Source organism: Baekduia alba (genome assembly GCF_028416635.1).
Taxonomy (GTDB): Bacteria; Actinomycetota; Thermoleophilia; order Solirubrobacterales; family Solirubrobacteraceae; genus Baekduia; species Baekduia alba.
In genome coordinates this window covers 733,463-751,100 of record NZ_CP114013.1, presented here as the reverse complement: position 1 = coordinate 751,100, position 17,638 = coordinate 733,463, and the positions used below count along the sequence as shown (strand labels likewise).

The 17,638-nt window shown below is 72.5% G+C and carries 17 protein-coding genes; 1 reads left to right on the top strand and 16 read right to left on the bottom strand.

The window, feature by feature from the left end; all coding sequences use genetic code 11:
• The first annotated feature begins 31 nt into the window (after window positions 1-31).
• Window positions 32-982 carry an NAD-dependent epimerase/dehydratase family protein gene (locus DSM104299_RS03575; protein ID WP_272475921.1) on the top strand — a complete coding sequence of 317 codons (951 nt, stop codon included), beginning with the start codon at window positions 32-34 and terminating at the stop codon, window positions 980-982.
• Here the strand turns inward: DSM104299_RS03575 and DSM104299_RS03570 are convergent.
• The 16 genes from DSM104299_RS03570 to sixA all read right to left on the bottom strand — a co-directional run bounded on the left by DSM104299_RS03570 (window position 979) and on the right by sixA (window position 17,638).
• Complete coding sequence (locus DSM104299_RS03570) at window positions 979-2,559, bottom strand: acetate--CoA ligase (protein ID WP_272475920.1); 1,581 nt, start codon at window positions 2,557-2,559, stop codon at window positions 979-981. The two genes, DSM104299_RS03575 and DSM104299_RS03570, sit on opposite strands and share 4 nt — an antisense overlap.
• A gap of 37 nt (window positions 2,560-2,596) precedes the next feature.
• Entirely contained in the window at window positions 2,597-5,041 is a 2,445-nt protein-coding gene (locus DSM104299_RS03565) for a GNAT family N-acetyltransferase (protein ID WP_272475919.1), read from the bottom strand.
• Window positions 5,042-5,126: 85 nt separating this feature from the next.
• The gene (acs, locus tag DSM104299_RS03560) at window positions 5,127-7,346 is read right to left on the bottom strand and encodes an acetate--CoA ligase (protein WP_272475918.1); all 2,220 of its coding nucleotides are present in this window, start codon (window positions 7,344-7,346) and stop codon (window positions 5,127-5,129) included.
• A 244-nt stretch (window positions 7,347-7,590) separates the two neighbouring features.
• A complete protein-coding gene (locus DSM104299_RS03555; protein ID WP_272475917.1) occupies window positions 7,591-8,550 on the bottom strand; it encodes a hypothetical protein in 960 nt (319 codons plus the stop codon).
• Window positions 8,537-8,740, bottom strand: coding sequence for a hypothetical protein (locus DSM104299_RS03550; protein ID WP_272475916.1), 204 nt, complete (start codon window positions 8,738-8,740; stop codon window positions 8,537-8,539). Before DSM104299_RS03550 ends, DSM104299_RS03555 begins: the two co-directional genes overlap by 14 nt.
• Window positions 8,741-8,792: 52 nt before the next feature.
• The gene (locus tag DSM104299_RS03545; protein ID WP_272475915.1) at window positions 8,793-9,059 is read right to left on the bottom strand and encodes a hypothetical protein; all 267 of its coding nucleotides are present in this window, start codon (window positions 9,057-9,059) and stop codon (window positions 8,793-8,795) included.
• Between the two features lie 5 nt (window positions 9,060-9,064).
• Window positions 9,065-10,081, bottom strand: coding sequence for a lysylphosphatidylglycerol synthase transmembrane domain-containing protein (locus DSM104299_RS03540; RefSeq protein WP_272475914.1), 1,017 nt, complete (start codon window positions 10,079-10,081; stop codon window positions 9,065-9,067).
• A gap of 55 nt (window positions 10,082-10,136) precedes the next feature.
• Window positions 10,137-10,805: an HAD family hydrolase gene (locus DSM104299_RS03535; protein ID WP_272475913.1), complete on the bottom strand. Its 669-nt coding sequence runs from the start codon at window positions 10,803-10,805 to the stop codon at window positions 10,137-10,139.
• Window positions 10,806-10,815: 10 nt separating this feature from the next.
• Complete coding sequence (locus DSM104299_RS03530) at window positions 10,816-11,406, bottom strand: GNAT family N-acetyltransferase (protein ID WP_272475912.1); 591 nt, start codon at window positions 11,404-11,406, stop codon at window positions 10,816-10,818.
• Window positions 11,407-11,435: 29 nt separating this feature from the next.
• Window positions 11,436-12,377 (bottom strand): DHH family phosphoesterase, encoded by a 942-nt coding sequence (locus tag DSM104299_RS03525; RefSeq protein WP_272475911.1) that lies wholly within the window; start codon window positions 12,375-12,377, stop codon window positions 11,436-11,438.
• A gap of 120 nt (window positions 12,378-12,497) precedes the next feature.
• Window positions 12,498-12,776 (bottom strand): hypothetical protein, encoded by a 279-nt coding sequence (locus DSM104299_RS03520; RefSeq protein ID WP_272475910.1) that lies wholly within the window; start codon window positions 12,774-12,776, stop codon window positions 12,498-12,500.
• A 29-nt stretch (window positions 12,777-12,805) separates the two neighbouring features.
• Complete coding sequence (bcp, locus tag DSM104299_RS03515; protein WP_272475909.1) at window positions 12,806-13,282, bottom strand: thioredoxin-dependent thiol peroxidase; 477 nt, start codon at window positions 13,280-13,282, stop codon at window positions 12,806-12,808.
• A gap of 370 nt (window positions 13,283-13,652) precedes the next feature.
• Window positions 13,653-14,516, bottom strand: a complete 864-nt coding sequence (locus tag DSM104299_RS03510) for a DNA-formamidopyrimidine glycosylase family protein (RefSeq protein WP_272475908.1) — start codon at window positions 14,514-14,516, stop codon at window positions 13,653-13,655.
• A 218-nt stretch (window positions 14,517-14,734) separates the two neighbouring features.
• Entirely contained in the window at window positions 14,735-16,435 is a 1,701-nt protein-coding gene (locus DSM104299_RS03505) for a thioredoxin-like domain-containing protein (RefSeq protein WP_272475907.1), read from the bottom strand.
• Window positions 16,436-16,459: 24 nt separating this feature from the next.
• Window positions 16,460-17,065: a TetR/AcrR family transcriptional regulator gene (locus tag DSM104299_RS03500; protein WP_272475906.1), complete on the bottom strand. Its 606-nt coding sequence runs from the start codon at window positions 17,063-17,065 to the stop codon at window positions 16,460-16,462.
• A 102-nt stretch (window positions 17,066-17,167) separates the two neighbouring features.
• Window positions 17,168-17,638: a phosphohistidine phosphatase SixA gene (gene sixA, locus DSM104299_RS03495; protein ID WP_272475905.1), complete on the bottom strand. Its 471-nt coding sequence runs from the start codon at window positions 17,636-17,638 to the stop codon at window positions 17,168-17,170.

Sequence of the window (17,638 nt, the reverse complement as noted above, 5' to 3'; positions counted from 1 at the left end):
GCCCGCAACGGCTGTTTCGTCTCAGGGCCCCATGAGAACCCTTATCGCTGGTGCAACAGGTGCGGTGGGGCAGCGGCTGGTGCCGATGCTGCTCGACGAGGGCCACGAGGTCGTGGCGATGACGCGGACGGAGGCCAAGGCCGGTCATCTGCGCGAGCTGGGCGCGATGCCGGTCGTCGCCGACGCGCTGGACCTCGACGCGGTCATGGGCGCGGTCCGGGGCGCCGAGCCGGACGTGATCGTCCACCAGCTCACGGCGCTGACGGGCGCGACCGACATGAAGCACTTCGACCGCGTGTTCGCGACGACCAACCGGCTGCGGACCGAGGGGCTGCGCAACCTCTTGGACGCGGGCCGGGCGGCCGGCACGCGCCGGATCATCGTGCAGTCCTACACGGGCTGGCCGTTCGCGCGCGAGGGCGGGGCGGTCAAGGACGAGGACGCGCCGCTGGACACGGATCCGCCGAAGGCGCAGCGCGAGTCGCTGGCCGCGATCCGCGAGTTGGAGGACATGGTCACCCACGCACGCGCGACGCACGGCATCGAGGGCGTCGTCCTGCGCTACGGCGGGTTCTACGGTCCCGGCACGAGCATGAGCACGCGCGGCGACATCACCGACCTGATCGCCAAGCGTCGCCTGCCGATCATCGGCGACGGCGGCGGCGTGTGGTCGTTCACGCACATCGACGACGCGGCGCGCGCCGTGGTCGCGACGCTGGAGCCGGGCGGCCCGCAGGGCATCTTCGCGATCGTCGACGACGAGCCGGTGCGTGTCGCGGACTGGATCCCGGCGTTCGCGGAAGCGATCGGCGCCAAGCCGCCGCGCCGCGTGCCGGCCTGGCTGGGCAAGCTCGCGGCGGGCGAGGTCGCGGTGACGATGATGACGGCGTCGCGCGGCGCGTCCAACGCCCGCGCGCGCCGCGTGCTCGGCTTCGAGCCGCGGTGGCCGAGCTGGCGCGTCGGCTTCCGCGAAGGGCTCTAGCCCGCCTTGGCCGCCTTTGCCTCCCGCTCGCGCAGCTCGATGCGACGGATCTTGCCTGTGAGCGTCTTGGGCAGATCGGCCACGAACTCGACGCGGCGCGGGTAGGCGTAGGCCGAGAGGCGGTCGCGGACGAAGGCCTTGATCTCGTCGGCGAGGGCGTCGGACGGCTCGCGACCCTCGGCGAGCACGATGAAGGCCTTGACCACCGAGCCGCGGCGCTCGTCGGGCGAGGCCACCGCCGCGGCCTCGCGCACCGCCGGATGCTCGATGCAGGCGGACTCGACCTCGAACGGGCCGATGCGGTAGCCGGCGGCGATGATCACGTCGTCGGCGCGGCCGGCGTACCAGACGTAGCCGTCGTCGTCCTGGGTCGCGGCGTCCTTGGTGTGGAACCAGTCGCCGCCGAAGGCCTCCTGCGCCGCCTCGTCGTTGTTCCAGTACCCGAGCGGGTAGTGCGGGTTGGACCGCGCGCGCAGGCAGATCTCGCCGCGCTCGCCGCGCGCGACCTCGTTCTCGTCCTCGTCGAGGATCCGGACGTCCCAGCCGGGCATCGGCAGGCCCATCGACCCCTCGCGCACCTCCTGGAACGGGTAGTTGGCGACCAAGGGGTAGGACTCGGTCAACCCGTAGTAGTCGAGGACGGTCAGGCCGTACTGCTCGCGGAACCAGCGGATCGCCTCGGGGTTCAACGGCTCGCCGGCCGAGCAGACGCGGCGGAACGTGTTGGGGTACTTGGTCCCGGCGTCCTCGATGGCCATCATCGAGCGCATCGCGGTCGGCGTCGTGAAGACGTTGGTGACGGCGTGGCGGCTCAGGAAGTCCAGCTGCTGGGCCGGCGCGAAGCCGCCCTCGCGCTGGAGGACGACCTGGACCGCGCCGAGGCGCCACGGGCCCAGCAGCGGCGCGATGCCCGCGGCCCACGCCCACTCGCCCATGCCGTGGAAGCGCTCGCCGTCCTGCACCTCGTGGCAGTAGAGGAACTCCTCGTGGGCGAGCAGGTAGCGGTGGGCGTGGACGATGCCCTTCGCCAGGCCGGTCGTGCCGCTCGTGTAGTAGAGCTGGGCGGGGTCGTCGGCCGACGTGTCGGCGGCGACGTGGTCGGTGGGCGCGCCGGTCAGCAGGCCGTCGCCCTCGTCGACGACCAGCAGCTCGCCGACCGTCGTCCCGACGTGCCGGCGGAAGCGGTCGGCGTTGGCCGCGTCGGTGATCAGGACGCGCGGCCGCGAGTCGTCGAGGCGGTGCGCGATGCCGTCGTCGCCGTAGAGCACCGACATCGACAGCAGGATCGCGCCGCACTTCCAGGCGCCGAAGAAGACCGCGGCCGTCTCCGGCGTCGGCGGGAGCACGACCGCGACGCGCTCGCCCGAGTCGACCCCATGGTCCCGCAGGACGTGCGCCGCCTGGTTGGCGAGGTCCTGCAGCTCGCCCCAATTCAGGTCCCGCCGCTCGCCGTCGAAGCGCTCCCACACCATCGCGAGCTTGTCGCGCGGATGCTTGTCGCAGACGTCCTGAGCGATGTTGTAGCGCTCGGGGACGTTCCAGGTGTGCTGCTCGCGGAGCTCGTCGTAGCGACCCATGCTCCGAGCCTCGCAGAGGCGGCGTCGCGACGGCAACTCACCAGGTCTTGGCCCGATCGCGCGCCGGCGGCGCGGCGAGCCGGATGCGGGCGCCGCCGAGCGTGACGCCGGCGGCGGAGACCAGCACCGGGTCGAGCTCGGCCTCGGCCAGCTCCGGGACCGCGTCGGCGAGCGCGCCCAGGCGCAGGATGACGTCGCGCAGCGCCGCCATGTCGTAGGTATCGGCCGCGAGCGCCGCGCGCACGGCCGGCGGGCGCTCGACGAGCTCCTCGGCGTCGACGTCGGTCAGCGGCGCGAGCCGGAACGCCGCGTCGCCCGGGATCGGCCCGGCCCAGCCGAGCCCGCCGCCGGGCGCGACGCCGACGACCGGGCCGAACTCGGCGTCGTTGACCGCGCCGATCAGGACCGCGACCGCCGTCTCCTCGCCACCGGGCTCGGCCAGCGTCAGGCCGGCGGCGGCCAGCAGCGCGACCGTGCCGTCGCCGTCGAGCCAGCCCTCGCCCGCCCGCGCCGCGACCTCCTGGGCCGCGGCCGCGTCGAAGCCGTCCAGCGCCGGGCTCTGGCCGAGCCGCCGGCCGAGCCAGGCCCGCCGGTCGGCCGCGATCGCCAGCGCACGCACCGCGGCCTCCGGGAAGCGGTAGTTGGGCACGCGCCGCGTCTCGCGCTCCGGCAGCCGGCCGTCGCCGCCGACGACGCAGGCGACCACGGGCTTCTTCGCCTCGCCCCCGGCGACGGCGTCCTCCAGGGCGGCCAAGCGCTCCTCCGGGTCGTCGCCGCCGAGGCCGACGTGGACGACCAGGACGGCGTCGACGCCGTCGTCGTCGAGCAGGGCTTCGACGGCGAGGCGCTCGTCGGCGGTGCCGGCGCGGACGCCGAGGTCGATCGGGTTGCCGAGCCGGTCGGCGTGGGGCAGCGCGGCGGCGAGGCGCTCGCGCGTCGTGTCCGCCACCTTGGCCAGCGACAGGCCGCGGGCGGCCGCGGCGTCGGCGGCGACGGTCCCGAGGCCACCGCTGTTGGTCACGATGCCGAGGCAGCGGCCGGCCGGCAGCGGCTGGCGCTCCAGCAGCTCGGCGGCGTCGAAGAGCGTCTGCGTGGACTCGACGCGCAGCACGCCGGCCTGCGCGAACAGCGCCTCGGTCAGCGCGGCGTCGGTCAGCGCGTTGGCGATCCGCAGCCGGCCGGGCGCGGCGCCGTCGTCGCGCGGGCGCGAGCCCTTCACCGCCAGGATCGGCTTCCGGCGCGACACGCGCCGCGCCACCTGCGAGAACCGCCGCGGGTTGCCGAACGACTCGACGTAGAAGGCGACGACCGTCGTGCGGTCGTCGTCGGCGAAGTGCTCCAAGACGTCGTTGGTCGAGACGTCGGCGCGGTTGCCGAGCGCCAGGAACGACGACACGCCCATCCGCCGTGCGGCCGCGTGGCCCAGCAGCGCCAGGCCCAGCGCGCCCGACTGCGACGACAGCCCCAGCCCGCCGGCGCGCAGCGGCACGCGCCCGATCAGCGCCTGGAGGCGCAGCGACGGGTCCGTGTTGACGACGCCCAGCGCGTTGGGCCCGACCAGCCGCAGCCCGTGCGCGCGCACCTCGGCCAGCAGGGCCTCCTCGCGGGCCACGCCCTCCGGCTCGTCGGTGTCGGCGAAGCCGGTCGACACCACCAACAACGCCCGAACGCCGGCCGCGGCCGCCTCGCGCGCGACCCCGAGCACCTCGCCCGCCGCCACGGCGACGACCGCCAGCTCGGCCGGCTCCTCCAGGTCCCCCAGCGACGCCACCGCGCGCGTCGAGCCGACGACGCCGCGATCCGGGTGCACCGGCGTCGCCACCCCGCGGTAGCCGCCTTCGACGATGCCGCGGAAGATCGCGCCGCCGACCGACCCCTCGCGCGCCGACGCGCCGACGACCGCGATCGACGCCGGAGACAGCAGCGCCCGCAGCGACGCGACCGTCGCCGCGTGCGTCCGGTCGTCGATCCGCTCGGCCAGCGTCACGGTCGGTCGCAGGTCCAGCGCGAGGTGCACGATCCCGCCGGTCGAGCCGCGCCGCACGCCGAAGCCGGCGTTGCCGAAGACGTGCAGCATCGGCCGGTTCTCGCCCATCACCTCGGCGTCGAACCGCGTGATCCCGCGCGTCGCGGCGACGTCGGCCAACTGCTGCAACATGCTCGTCGCCAGCCCGCGGCCCTGCTGGTCCTCGGAGACGGCGAAGGCGACCTCGGCCGCGTCGGGCTCGTTGAGCCGGTCGTAGCCGGCGACCGCGACGACGCGGTCGCCCAGGTGCGCCAGCAGCGGCACGCGCGCGTCGCCGTCCGCGTTGGCGTAGTCGCGCGAGATGAGGTCCGACCGGCCGGCGCCGTGGAAGCGCAGGTACCGGCTCTCGAACGTCAGCGCCTCGAAGAACGCCCGGATCGCCTCCTCGTCCTCCGGCCGCGGTGAGCGCAGCCGGAGGGCGGATCCGTCTCGGAGGATGACGTCGCGGACGATCACGCCGAAAGCTCGCCCGGACGGCTCGCCTTCGGTCGCAGGCGTTCGCCCGGAGGGCGAAACCCGCACCATGCCTGCAGCCGTCGCCTCATTCCTCGCCGGTGGCCTGGCGCTCCCTGATCTTGCCCTGCAGCTGGGACATGACGTCCGGGTCGCGCAGGGTCGTGACGTCGCCGAGCTCGCGGCCCTCGGCGATGTCCTTCAACAACCGGCGCATGATCTTGCCGGAGCGGGTCTTCGGGAGGTCGTCGGCCCAGATGATGCGCTTGGGCCGCGCGAGCTTGCCGATGCGGACCGCGACGTGCTCGCGGATCTCGGCGACCAGCTCGTCGGTGCCTTCGATGTCGCCCTCGAGCGTGACGAACGCGGCGACGCTCTGGCCCGTGTCCTCGTCGGTCGCGCCGATGACGGCGGCCTCGGCGACCTTGCCGTGCGAGACGATCGCGGACTCGATCTCGGCCGTCGACATCCGGTGGCCGCTGACGTTGAGCACGTCGTCGACGCGCCCGATGACGCTGATGTAGCCCTCCTCGTCCTGCTTGGACGCGTCGCCCACGAGATACGTCTCCGGGCCCCACTTGTCCCAGTAGGTCGAGATGTAGCGGTCGTCGTCGCCGTAGAGCGTGCGCAGCATCCCGGGCCACGGCTTCGACAACGACAACAAGCCCTGCGTGTCGCGCGAGACCTCGTTGCCCTCCTCGTCGAGGACGGCGGCCACGACGCCCGGCAGCGGCGTCCCGGCGATCCCCGGCTTCATCGACTGGGCGCCCGGCAGGGTGGTGATCATGATCCCGCCGGTCTCGGTCTGCCACCACGTGTCGACGACCGGGCAGTTGCCGCCGCCGACGACCTTCCAGTACCAGAGCCACGCCTTCGGGTTGATCGGCTCGCCCACGCTGCCCAGCAGCCGCAGCTTGGACAGGTCGGCCTTGTCGACGTGCTCGGTCCCCCACTTGATGCACGCGCGGATCGCGGTGGGCGCGGTGTAGAAGATGGTGGTCTCGGTCTTCTCGGCCAGCTCCCACCAGATGCCCTTGTGCGGGTAGTCGGGCGCGCCCTCGTACATCACCGACGTCGCCGCGTTCAGCAGCGGCCCGTAGACGATGTAGGAGTGCCCGGTGATCCAGCCGACGTCGGCGCTGCACCAGTACACGTCGCTCTCGGGCTTGAGGTCGAAGACGTGCTTGTGCGTCCAGGCGACGTGCGTCAGGTAGCCGCCCGTCGTGTGCTGGATGCCCTTCGGCTTGGCCGTCGAGCCGCTCGAGTACAGGATGAACAGCGGATGCTCGGCGTCCAGCTCGGCGGCCGGGCACTCCGCGTCCGCCGCCTCCAGCGCCTCGTGCCACCAGACGTCGCCGTCGCCCATCGGGCAGTCGTCGAGCCCGGTGTGCTTGACGACGAACGTGGTCTGGACCGGCATCCCGACCTCGTCGACCGTCTTCTTGACCGGCGCGGCCTTGCCCTTGCGCCGCGCGCCGTCGACGGTGATCAGCGCCTTGGCCTCGGAGAACTCCATGCGCTCCTTGACCGACTCGGCGCTGAACCCGCCGAAGACCACGTTGTGCGGCGCGCCGATCCGCGCGCACGCCAGCATCGCGACGACGACCTCCGGGATCATCGGCAGGAAGATCCCGACGACGTCCCCAGCCTCGACGCCGGAGTCCTTCAGCGCGTTGGCCGCCCGCTGCGTCTGCTCCAGCAGCCACCCGTAGGTGACGTCACGCGACTCGCCCTCCTCCCCGCGCCACTTGAACGCGACGCGGTCGCCCAGACCAGCTTCTACATGTCGGTCCAGGCAGTTGTAGGAGGCGTTGACCTTGCCGCCCTCGAACCACTTGTAGAACGGCGGGTTGTCGTCGTTCAGCGTGGCCTGCGGCGCTTCGAACCAGTGCAGCGCGTTGGCCTGCTCGCGCCACCACGCCACCGGATCCTTCGCCGCCTCCTCGTGCACCGAGAGGTCCTTGATCAAGGCATTGGCCTTGAACGCCTCCGGCGGCTCGAAGCGCTTCTGCTCGAGGAGGTCGGCGAGCTGCCGCTCGAGATCGGTCGTGGTGCCGGCCATGGTGTCGGTCCTTGCTAGCTGAGGGGCTGTGACGGGGAGGACGGTGCGCTTGAACGTCGAGTTCGTCACCGCCGCGAACGAGGCATACCACGCGGCTGCCGCCGTCGCCAGGCCGATCCCCCCACCCAGGTGCACGATGTTCTCGTGCGCGCCCGCGTTGCCGATGCCGAGCGCGAAGAACGTCAGCGTCAGCAGGGCGAAGACCGTGGCGATCGCCGCCGTCGTCCGCAGCGACGCCACGAACATGCACAGCGTGAAGATGCCCCAGGCGATCAGGTACAGGCCGACGTCAAGTCCTGCGCGGCGACGGTCTCCCGGCCGTCGGCGCTGTCGGACCGGGTGAACCGCGGGGCGTTGGCCGCCGCGGTCTCCATGACCCACTCTCCTCTCAGGAACCCAGAACCTTGCTCTCGATGGGTTCCCAAGGCTGCGCGGGCCAAGCCTGCGCGCTGTCCGCGCTGGGACGACGGGCGTCAAACCGGTGACGCGCTCAGCCGCGGCGCTTGCGCTTCTTGCGCGCCGCCGTGGACGGGCTCGGCCCGTCGCTCACCGGACCCGTGACGGTGGCCGGCGTCCCGTTCGCGGTGCCGCCGCCCCCGCCCCGGCCGCCTCGCGCGTGCTCGCGCTGCTCGCGGATCTCCTGCTGGCTCGGCCACGGCACCGCCGCGCCCGCGGCCCACGCCGGCGGCATCCCGGACGGCCAGCGCCCGAGCATCAGCGCGCCGATCATGGCCAGCCAGAACGCGGTGACGATGAACGAGGCCTGCGACAGCGGCCCGAGGATCTGCAGCACGCCGACGATCGCGCCGAGGACGCCGACGAAGCGCGTGAGCAGCCCGACGCGCATGGCGGCGAGCGCGACCAGGACGATGGCCGCCGCCATCGCGAAGATCCCGAGCTGGCCGACGAGCGTGCCGCCGACCAGCAGGCCGCCGCTGGTCGTGACGTCGTGGGCGGCCTGCGTGCCCTGGTCCTTGCTCGCGGCGAAGTCCGACGCGTTGGTGAGCAGGCCGATGATCCGGGCCAGGCCGCCGACCGACGCCAGCGTCGCGCCGATGTAGACCAGGTAGCGCGTGGGCCGGGCGACGCGCCCGCCGCGGTCCAGCGTCATCCGCAGCAGTTGCAGCAGGACGAGGCCGAGCCCGACGTAGACGAGCGACTGCAGGACGATCGAGAGCAGCAGCCCGGCCGCATGGTCGTTGAGGTACAACGCCTGCGCGGACGCGAGGCCGGTCCGGCCGATCGGCTCGCCCGCGGCCTCGCGCAGCGCGTCGATCTCGGTGACCTTCGGCCCGTCGGCGAGCGTGGTGTTCTGGACGACGTTCGCGAGGACCGTGAAGATCGCGCCGGCGAGCGCGATCAGGCCGACGCGCGGTCGCAGGCGCGCCTCGTGGGCGACGACCTGCTCGGGCGTCACCTCGAGGTCGGCGGCGGGATCAGTCGCGGCCATCGGTCAACGAGCGCTGGTGGTGGTCGTGGCCGAGGCGGCCGGGCATCAGCAGCTCCGGCTCCTCGCGGTCCACGGCGCGCGAGACGCGGTCGCCGGCGGCGAGCACGAGGTCGAGCGCCGGCGCGACGATCCGGATCCCGGCCTCGATGCGGCCGCGCCAGATCAGCTGAGAGGACGAGAGCTGCGCCACGGCGCGGATCCTACCCGGCGAGAGGGTGCAGGGGGCTGGGTGAGCAGGCGCGCTACTGAAGACCCGCGCGAGCCTCGCGCACCAGCGTCACGGCCTCCGGGAAGACCGTCGCCATCACGGCGCGGATCTGCTCGGCCTGCTCGGCCGTCGTGCCCTGGATGTTGACGCGGTTGACGGCCGCGACCGTCATCTGCACCGCGAGGCCGATCGCGTTGTCGGCCCACGCGAGGCGCTGCTGACCCTGCATCTGGTCGGCGAACTCCGCCATGCGGCGCTGGAGCTCGTCTGGGTCGCCGAAGAGTCCACCAAAGCCTTCCATGCGTCCTACTGTAGCCCGCTGCCGACCGGGTCCTGGCTGCGTGCCTTCTCGGCCTCGCGGTGCTCGCGTCCGGCCGCGATGACCTCCTTGAAGGAGCGGAACTTGAAGACGGTCACCAGCGCGAAGAAGCCGACCGCGAGGGAGAACGCCGCGATCGCGATCTGCTGGCCGACGGAGTACGCCGCGACCGTCGCCCCCGCCGCGGTGCCGGCGAAGACCTTGACCAGGAACGCCTGCTGGACGCCGGCGCCGCCCGGGGTGAACGGCACGACCGCCGCGACCGCGTTGACGCCCAGGACCAGCAGCACGTTCTTGACCGAGCCGCCGATGTGGAACGCGTCGAGCAGGAACCAGAACGCGGCGAAGCGGAAGCACCAGCCGCCGAACTGCACCAGCCACACCTCGCGGAAGTAGCGGGGCCGGTCGAAGATGATGGTCAACCCCTGGCGCACGCGCGCCCAGAAGGCCTTCACCTTGGTCGACAGCAGCGCGAAGCTCACCAGCCCGGCGATCGCGATCGCCGTGAGCAGGAACAGCAGGAAGCGCGGGTGCGACGCGAAGAAGCTGAGGTCGAACGCGTGCAGCTTCGAGAAGTCCGGGGGCTTGGGGAAGACGCCCTGGGTGAACGCGAAGAGCAGGATGAACGCGCCCATCGACAGGTCGAAGCCGAACTCCACGCAGAACGCCGCGGCGATCGCGGAGTAGGTCGAGTTCGGGATCGACGTCTTGACCAGGAAGAGCTTGATGACGTCGCCGCCGCGCGCCGGCACGACGTTGTTGAAGCCGTACGCCGCGATGTACGCGCCCCAGATCCGCTTGAACTCGATCTGCTCGGTCGGGTACGCGGCGCGCAGCACGTTGTAGAAGGCGCGCGAGCGGATCGTGAGGTAGGTGCCGAAGCAGAGCAGCCCGAGCACGAGGGCGCCCCAGCGGATGTCGGCGAGGTTGCTGAAGAACTGGCCGGCCGCGTCGAAGAAGCCGCCGACGCCGGCGAAGATCATGGCGGCCACGGCAGCGCTCACCACTCCGAGGGTACGGCCCCGATCATCGCGGCAACGATCGAGCGGGGCGTGCCCTTCACCCTCGCGAGGGTACGAGGCCGACGGCCTCGAGGACGACGGCGTCGGCCAGCGACGCGGCGACGATGTCGGCCGGTCCGATCTCGATGTCCGGCAGGTAGGGCACGCCGATCACGGTCAGGCCGGCGGCCTTGGCGGCCTGCGCGCCCGTGGGCGAGTCCTCGAGGCCGACGGAGTCCGCGGGGTCGGCGCCGAGGCGGCGGCACGCCTCGAGGTAGATGTCCGGCCACGGCTTGGGGTTCGGGACCTCGTCGCCGGCGACCGTGACGCCGAACTTGTCCGCGACGCCCGCGGCACCGAGCACGAGGTCCAGGAACGCGCGCTGGGAGTTGGAGGCGACCGCGACTGGGATCCCGGCCGCGTTGAGCGCGTCGACCAGCGCGACGGCGCCGGGCCGCGGCTCGACGTCCTGCGCGGCCTCCAGCATGACCAGCGCGTGGAGCTCGTCCATCAGCGCCACGCCGCCGCCCGGCTGGCCGAGCATGACCTCCAACTTGCCGGCCGCGATCGCGTGCGACGAGCCGATCAGGTCGCGCTTGTGCTCGTAGGTGAAGGTCGAGCCGTGGCGGCGGAAGAGCTCGGTCTCGGCCCGGGTCCAGGCCTCTTCGGTGTCGAGCAGGAGGCCGTCGTTGTCGAACACGACGGCGGCGGGGATGGCAGGGGTCACGGGCTACAAGCTACGAGGTCGGCTCACGCCACAGGAACCACACCGGCGGCCCCTTGGGCAGGTCGATGCGGTCGACGACGGCGAAGCCGTGGCGGCCGTAGAAGGCGACGTTGGCCTCCTTGCCGGTCTCCAGGTAGGCGGGCAGGCGCTCGCGGTCGCAGAGGTCCAGGCCGGGCCGGATGAGCTGTGAGCCGACGCCCTGGCCCTGGCGCTCCGGGTCGACGCCGAGCACCGCGAGGTAGAGGTGGCGCTCGGAGGGATGGCGCAGCTCGACCTGGCCGAGGCCGCGCATGACCCGCGGCAGGCGCGGGAGCACGCCGGGCAGCGTGAGGCGCAGCAGCGACAGCGTCTCCCGTCCCGACTCGCGCCAGCGGTTGGGCAGCGCCCACAGCGCCGCGCCGCCCGCGCCGTCGTCGGTCGTCCACGACACGTCCTGCGGCATCAGCCGCTCCAGCTGCCAGGCGAAGAACCGCCCCGACCACTGCGGCCGCTTCGGCTCGCCCGCGTAGACCCACCGCGTGACCGGATCGTCGTGGAACGCGCGGGTCAGCGCACCCGCCAGCGTGTCGATGTCCTGCTCGTGGACCGGACGGACGGCCATGCCGCCCTCGGACTTTAGTCAGGAACGACCTAGCCGTCGGCGTTGATCGTGGCGATCAGCTCGCCGAGGACGCGGACGGCGTCCTCGTTGGCGACCTGGCAGGTGCCGGCCGCGGAGTGGCCGCCGCCGCCGTAGGAGAGCATCAGCTCGCCGATGTCGGTCCGCGAGGAGCGGTCGAGGATCGACTTGCCCGTGGCGAAGACCGTGTTCTGCTGGCGCAGGCCCCACAGGATGTGGATCGAGATGTTGCACTGGGGCCACAGCGCGTAGACCGTGAAGCGGTTGGTCGCGAAGATGACGTCCTCGTCGCGGAAGTCGAGGACGACGAGGTTGCCGTGCTGCGTGCCGCAGCGGGCGACCTGGTCGATCGCGGCGTCGGCGTGCTGGCGGTAGAGCTCGACGCGCTCGGCGACGTCCGGGGTCTGGAGGATCTCCTCGATCGACTTCGTGGTGATGTCGTCGATCAGCTGCATCATCAGCTGGTAGTTGGAGATGCGGAACTCGCGGAAGCGGCCGAGACCGGTGCGCGGGTCCATCAGGAACGAGATGTAGTCCCAGCCCTGGGGCTCGAGGATGTCCTCGCGGGTGAAGTCGGCCGCGTCGGCCTTGTCGACGGCGGACATGATGTCCTCGCCGACGGCCTTGAAGACGTCGGCACCGCCGAAGTAGTCGTACACGACGCGCGCGGCGGACTTGGCGCCGGCGACGATGACGTGGTTCTCGGGCGAGTCCTCGACCCGGATCGTCTCCGAGTCGTGGTGGTCGAAGCTCAGGTGCACGCCGGCGACGTAAGGCAGGTTGGTGGTGATGTCGCGGTCGGTCAGCTCGACCTTGCCGTCCTGCATGTCCTTCGGGTGGACGAACAGGATGTCGTCGAGGATGCCGAGCTCCTTCAGGAGCGCGGCGCACACCAAGCCGTCGAAGTCGGAGCGCGTCACCAGCCGGTATCGCTCGGCCACCTGCGTCGTCATGCGGAGAGTCCCTGTTCCTTGTCGCGTGCGGTCGTCACGGGTCGTCTTTTCGGATGGTCGGCATGGATGGTGGATTCCTGAGGGGTGTTGGCGTGCGCGGACACGCTCCGGCGGCGCGACCTAGCCGTCGGTGTGCTTCTCGAGGTACTCGAGGTAGACCGGGCGCAGCGCGTCGGAGAGCGGCCCGTCGTCGTCGCGGAACGTGTCGGCCACCAGGCCGGACCAGTGCTGGACGTCGTAGTCGGCCTGGTCCTCCTGGCCCGCACCGGCCTCGGCGGCCGGGACCAGCTTCATCAGGTTCCACAGGAACTTGACGTCGAGGTGCTTCTGCGCACGCCGCACGGCGCGGTCGTGCAGCTCCTTGGAGCTGAGGGCTTCGAGCTCTTCGCGGCGAGACATGCGTGCATCCTCGCACGCCAACGGCGGATCTAGGCGGCGGTCGCCAGCTCGTTGAGCGCTTCGAGCACGTCGGCGTCGTGCGTCTCCGGGTTGGCCTTGAAGGCGCGGCGGACGACGCCGTCGGCGTCGATGATGAACGTGGCGCGCTTGGCGCCCCAGTAGGTCTTGCCGTACATCGACTTCTCGACCCAGACGCCGTAGGCCTCGCAGACCTCGTGGTCCTCGTCGGCCAGCAGCTCGAAGTTGAGGTGCTGCTTCTCGGAGAACTTCTTGACGGCCTTGACCGGATCGGGCGAGACGCCGAGGACGACCGCGCCGATGTCGGTGAAGTCCTGGTGGTGGTCGCGGATCCCGCAGGCCTGCGTCGTACAGCCCGGCGTGTTGGCCTTCGGGTAGAAGTACAACACGACCTTCTGGCCGCGGAAGCTGGACAGCCGCACCGGCTCCCCGTGCTGGTCGGGAAGCTCGAAGTCCGGCGCCGGCGTCCCTTCCTTGATCTTGCCCATGACGTTCATGATAGGCCCGTGACCGCTCGCTTCCGCACGACGACCATCGACGCCATCGACGAGATCCCCGTGGTGGGCGGCGCCCTGCGCTGGAAGCCCGTACGCCGGACGCTCGGCATCCACGCGTTCGGCATCAACGCCTACGTGGCCGACGCCGGCGAGGACGTCGTGGAGACCCACGACGAGCTCGGCTCGGGCTCCGGCGGCCACGAGGAGGTCTACATCGTGCTCGCCGGCCACGCCACGTTCACGATCGACGGCGAGACGCTCGGCACGCTCGTCGTCCTGCCCGAGCCGGCGGCCCGCCGCGGCGCTACCCGCCCCTCGACGCCACCTAGCGGGACGCCCCCGATACCCGGGGCGTGGGCGACTACTTCAACAACCGCGACAGCCGGCGGTCCTTCAGCACGCGGCCGCCGGTCTGCTCCTCGGGGCAGTAGCAGAGCACGTAGTCCTCGTAGTGCACCGCCTCGATCGTCGTGCCGCAACGCGGGCACGGCTCACCGTGGTGGCGGTGGACCTGGAGCGGCAGCGGCAGCTTGTCGGGGATCGGCAGGTGGACGACGTCCTCGTAGTGGGCGATCGCCCCGCCGAGCCGCTCCAGGATCGCGGCGCGCAGCGTCGCGGCCTCGTCGGCGTCCAGCTCGTTGGCGCGCTTGAACGGCGAGAGCTTCGCCGTCCACAGGATCTCGTCGACCCACGAGCGGCCGATGCCGGTGATGACGCGCTGGTCGCGCAGCGCGGCCTGCAGCGGCCGGGCGCCGACGGGCTTGAGCAGCGCCGCGAGGTCCTTCGGCGGATCGGGCCACGCCTCCGGGCCGAGCGTCGCGATCGCGTCGTCGGTGGCCAGCCCCTCCGGCGTCAGGACCTTCACCCACGCCGCCTGTTTGGTCCCGAACTCGCGCAGGCGCAGCTCGCGCTCGCCGTTGCCGCCGTCGACCCGGATCAGCAGGCGCGACGTGCGGTCGCGCAGCGACGCGCGCTTGTCATACAACTGCAACCGGCCGGCGCTCATCAGGTGGCACAGGACGTGCAGGTCGCCGGAGACGTCGACGACCAGGTGCTTGCCGATCCGCCGCACGGCCTCGATCTGGCGGCCGTCGAGCGCGTGCAGCGGCGGGTCGAACGTCTTCAGCGCGTTGATGCCGGGCGCCAGCGTCGTCGCGATCGTCGCCCCGGCCAGCGCCTCGCCCAGGCGACGCGCGGTGATCTCGACCTCGGGAAGCTCGGGCATGGGTGCCCTCAGGGTAGATGCCCGGCTCGCTGCCGAGATCGTCGGCCAGCATCGTGAACGTCCGCGTCGTGTTCGGCGTCAGCGTGAACGTCCGGTCATAGCGGGCGATCGGGTGCGGCACCAGGTGCTGCGCCGTCGGGCCGAGCGATACCTGGACGACGTCGCCGGCGCCGGCCACGGCCGGGGCGGCGAGCGCGGTGGTCGCTGCTGTGACGCGGTTAGGTCAACAACACGTCGTAGGCGCGCTGCGTGCGGCGCAGGCGGCAGGCGTCCGGGCCGCACGTGGCGGCGAGCACCTCGACGGTGATGCGGCCCGAGCCCTCGCCCAGCGCCAGCTCGACCTCGACGGGCAGCGCGCCCGCCGTCCACGTCGTCGGCTCCCGCAGCAGCCCGGGGACGTCGGCGTGCGCGCGCACGCGGATCGGCGGCCCGCCCGCCGGGTCGAGGTCGTCGTCGCCGGGGTCGAGGGCGAGCGAGACCGCGACGGCCGAGCCCGCGGGCTGCACGATCGTGCCCGCGACCGACGCGGGCATCGCGTCGGCCTCGTCCGACGACGCCGGCCGGCCCACGTCGAGCGTGACCGCGCGGGCGCGCAGCGGATCGACACGGACAACTCGGTGGTTGCCGGTGTCGGCGACCAGCAGCCGCCCGTCGGGCAGCGCCGCGATCCCGCCGGGCTCGGCGAAGCCCTCGACCGGCACGGTCCACAGGTGCGAGCCGCGCCAGACCCGGATCAGGTCGTTGAAGGTGTCGGCGACGTACAGCTCGCCGCCGCGGCCGAGCGACAGCCCGAGGGGATGCTGGAGCCGCGCGCGCTCGCCGTCGCCGTCGTCGTCGCCCCACGCGAACAGGCCCGCGCCGGCCAGCGTCTCGACGGCGAACGTCCCGGAGCGCACGACCCGCAGCGCGCTGGCCTCCGCGTCGAGGAACGCGAGGTCGCCCTCGGCGGTCAGCGCCATCGCGCTGGGCTGGGCGAGCACGGCCTCCAGGCCCGGCCCGTCGACGAGCGCCTCGGCGCCCGTGCCCGCGAGCACCTGCAGCTCGCCCGCGCGGTCGACGGCCCAGAGGCGGTGGCGGCCCGCCTCGGCGATCACGGCGTGGCCGTGCCAGACGACGACGTCCCAGGGCGACTTCAGCCGGTCGGTGATCAGCTCGCGTGGCGAGCGGCCGTCGAGCGGGACCCGCCAGACGCGGTCGGCGCCGGTCTCGCAGACCAGCAGCGCCGCCGTGTCGCCGACGCCGTCGAAGCGCACGCCCTGGGGCTGGTAGAGCCCGTCGAGCTCGAGCTCGACCTCCCCGCCCAGCGAGCAGATCAGGACGCGGTCGTGACCGGTGTCGGCGATCGCGATCCGCGGCGCGCGCGTCGCGCCGTCCTCCAGCGCGACCTTGCCCGGGAACGCCAGCTCGCCGGTGCCCTGCGCGTCGATCGCCGCGTCGAGCTCCAGCGGCCCGCGCCGCAGCGTGCCCGCCGCGTCGGCCTCGGCAACCAGCCGCTCGATCGCCCCGGCCAGCTCGACGGCGTGCCCCTCGCCGCTGACCGTCAGTGCGACCCTTCCCTCGGCGTCGACGAGCACGAGCGTCGGCCACGCCTTGACCGCGTAGGCGTCCCACGTCGTCAGCGCCGGGTCGTCGAGGACCGGATGCTCGATCCGGTGCCGCGCGACGGCCGCCCGGACCGCGGCGTGCTCGTGCTCGTGCGGGAACTTCGGCGAGTGCACGCCGACGACGGCGAGCACGTCGGCGAACCGCCGCTCCAGCCCCCGCAGCTCCTCGACCACGCGCTGGCAGTTCGCGCACGCCAGCGTCCAGAAGTCCAACAGCACGACCTTGCCGCGCAGCTGCGCCAGCGACAGGTCCTCGACCCCGATCCAGCCACCCTCTCCTTCGAGCTCCGGCGCTCGGACGCGCACGCGATCCATGCGCTCCAGTGTGCCGCGTCGCGCTCAGCAGGCGGCGAGCAGCGCCCGCAGCGTCAGCCGCAGGGCGGCCGAGGCCTCCTCGACGCTCAGCTGCTGCTGGACGCGCAGCGCGTCCCACGACGACCAGCACCCGGCGACGCCGAGCGCCGCGATCAGCGCGTCGCGCTCGCCGGCCGGCCGCGCCGCGATCTCGCTCGCGAAGACGCGCTGCAGCTCGGCGCGCTTGGCCTGCCGGAAGCCCTCCAGCGACGCGTGCACGCTCTCGCTGAACGGCTCCATCAGCAGCGCGCCGCGGCGGACCGCCGCGATCCACTCGAAGACGCGAGCCCGCTGGGCGACGATCTCGTCGATGCGCTGCGCCAGCGGCGACGCGGGGTCGATCGCGCCCATGAGCGCCTGCAGGTGCGCCTCGCGGTAGGCCGAGACCGCGGCGAACAGCGCCTCGCGGTCGGCGTAGTGCTGGAAGACCGTGCGCGGGGCGACGGAGGCGCGGACCGCGATCTCCTCGACCGTGGGCTGCGGGGTGCCTTCCTCGAGGAGGCTGACGAGCGCCTCGACGATCGCGGCGCGCGTCCGTCGGGATCGTGCGACGCGACCGTCCAGTGGGGTGACGTCCGCGGAGTCGAGCATAAGCCGAGTTGCACGACGCAACATACGCGCACCACCCACCCCCGATCAACGCACCGATGAGGTAGGTCTCAACCCCGGAAAACGGGTGCACGTGCCCCATTTTCAGGCGTCGATGCGGTCCAGCTCGCGCGGGCGCAGCAGCGCGATCAGCTCGCCGCCCGTCCCGTCCAGGCGCACGCCCGCGACGCCGCCCTTCTTGAAGTCGACCCGCCCGCCCGTGAGGTCGTAGACGACCTGCGCGAAGTCCGGGTTGTGGCCGATCACGAGGATCCGCCCGTCGGGCTCGACGCCGAGCAGCAGGTCGCGGGCGTCGGGGACGTCGAAGTCCTCGGCCAGGACCGGCGTGACGATCGGCTCCTCGCCCAGCGCCTCGCAGGCCAGCAGCGCGGTGTCGCGCGCCCGGACCTTCGGGCTCGTGTACACCGCCTGGAACGTCAGCTGCAGCGCCGCGAGCGCCCGCCCCGCGGTCCGGGCCTGCTCCTCGCCGCGCTCGGTGAGGCGGCGATCGGCGTCGGGTCGCGCGTCATGAGGCTCCGCCTCGCCGTGCCGCAGCAGCCAGAGCTGGTTGGACAT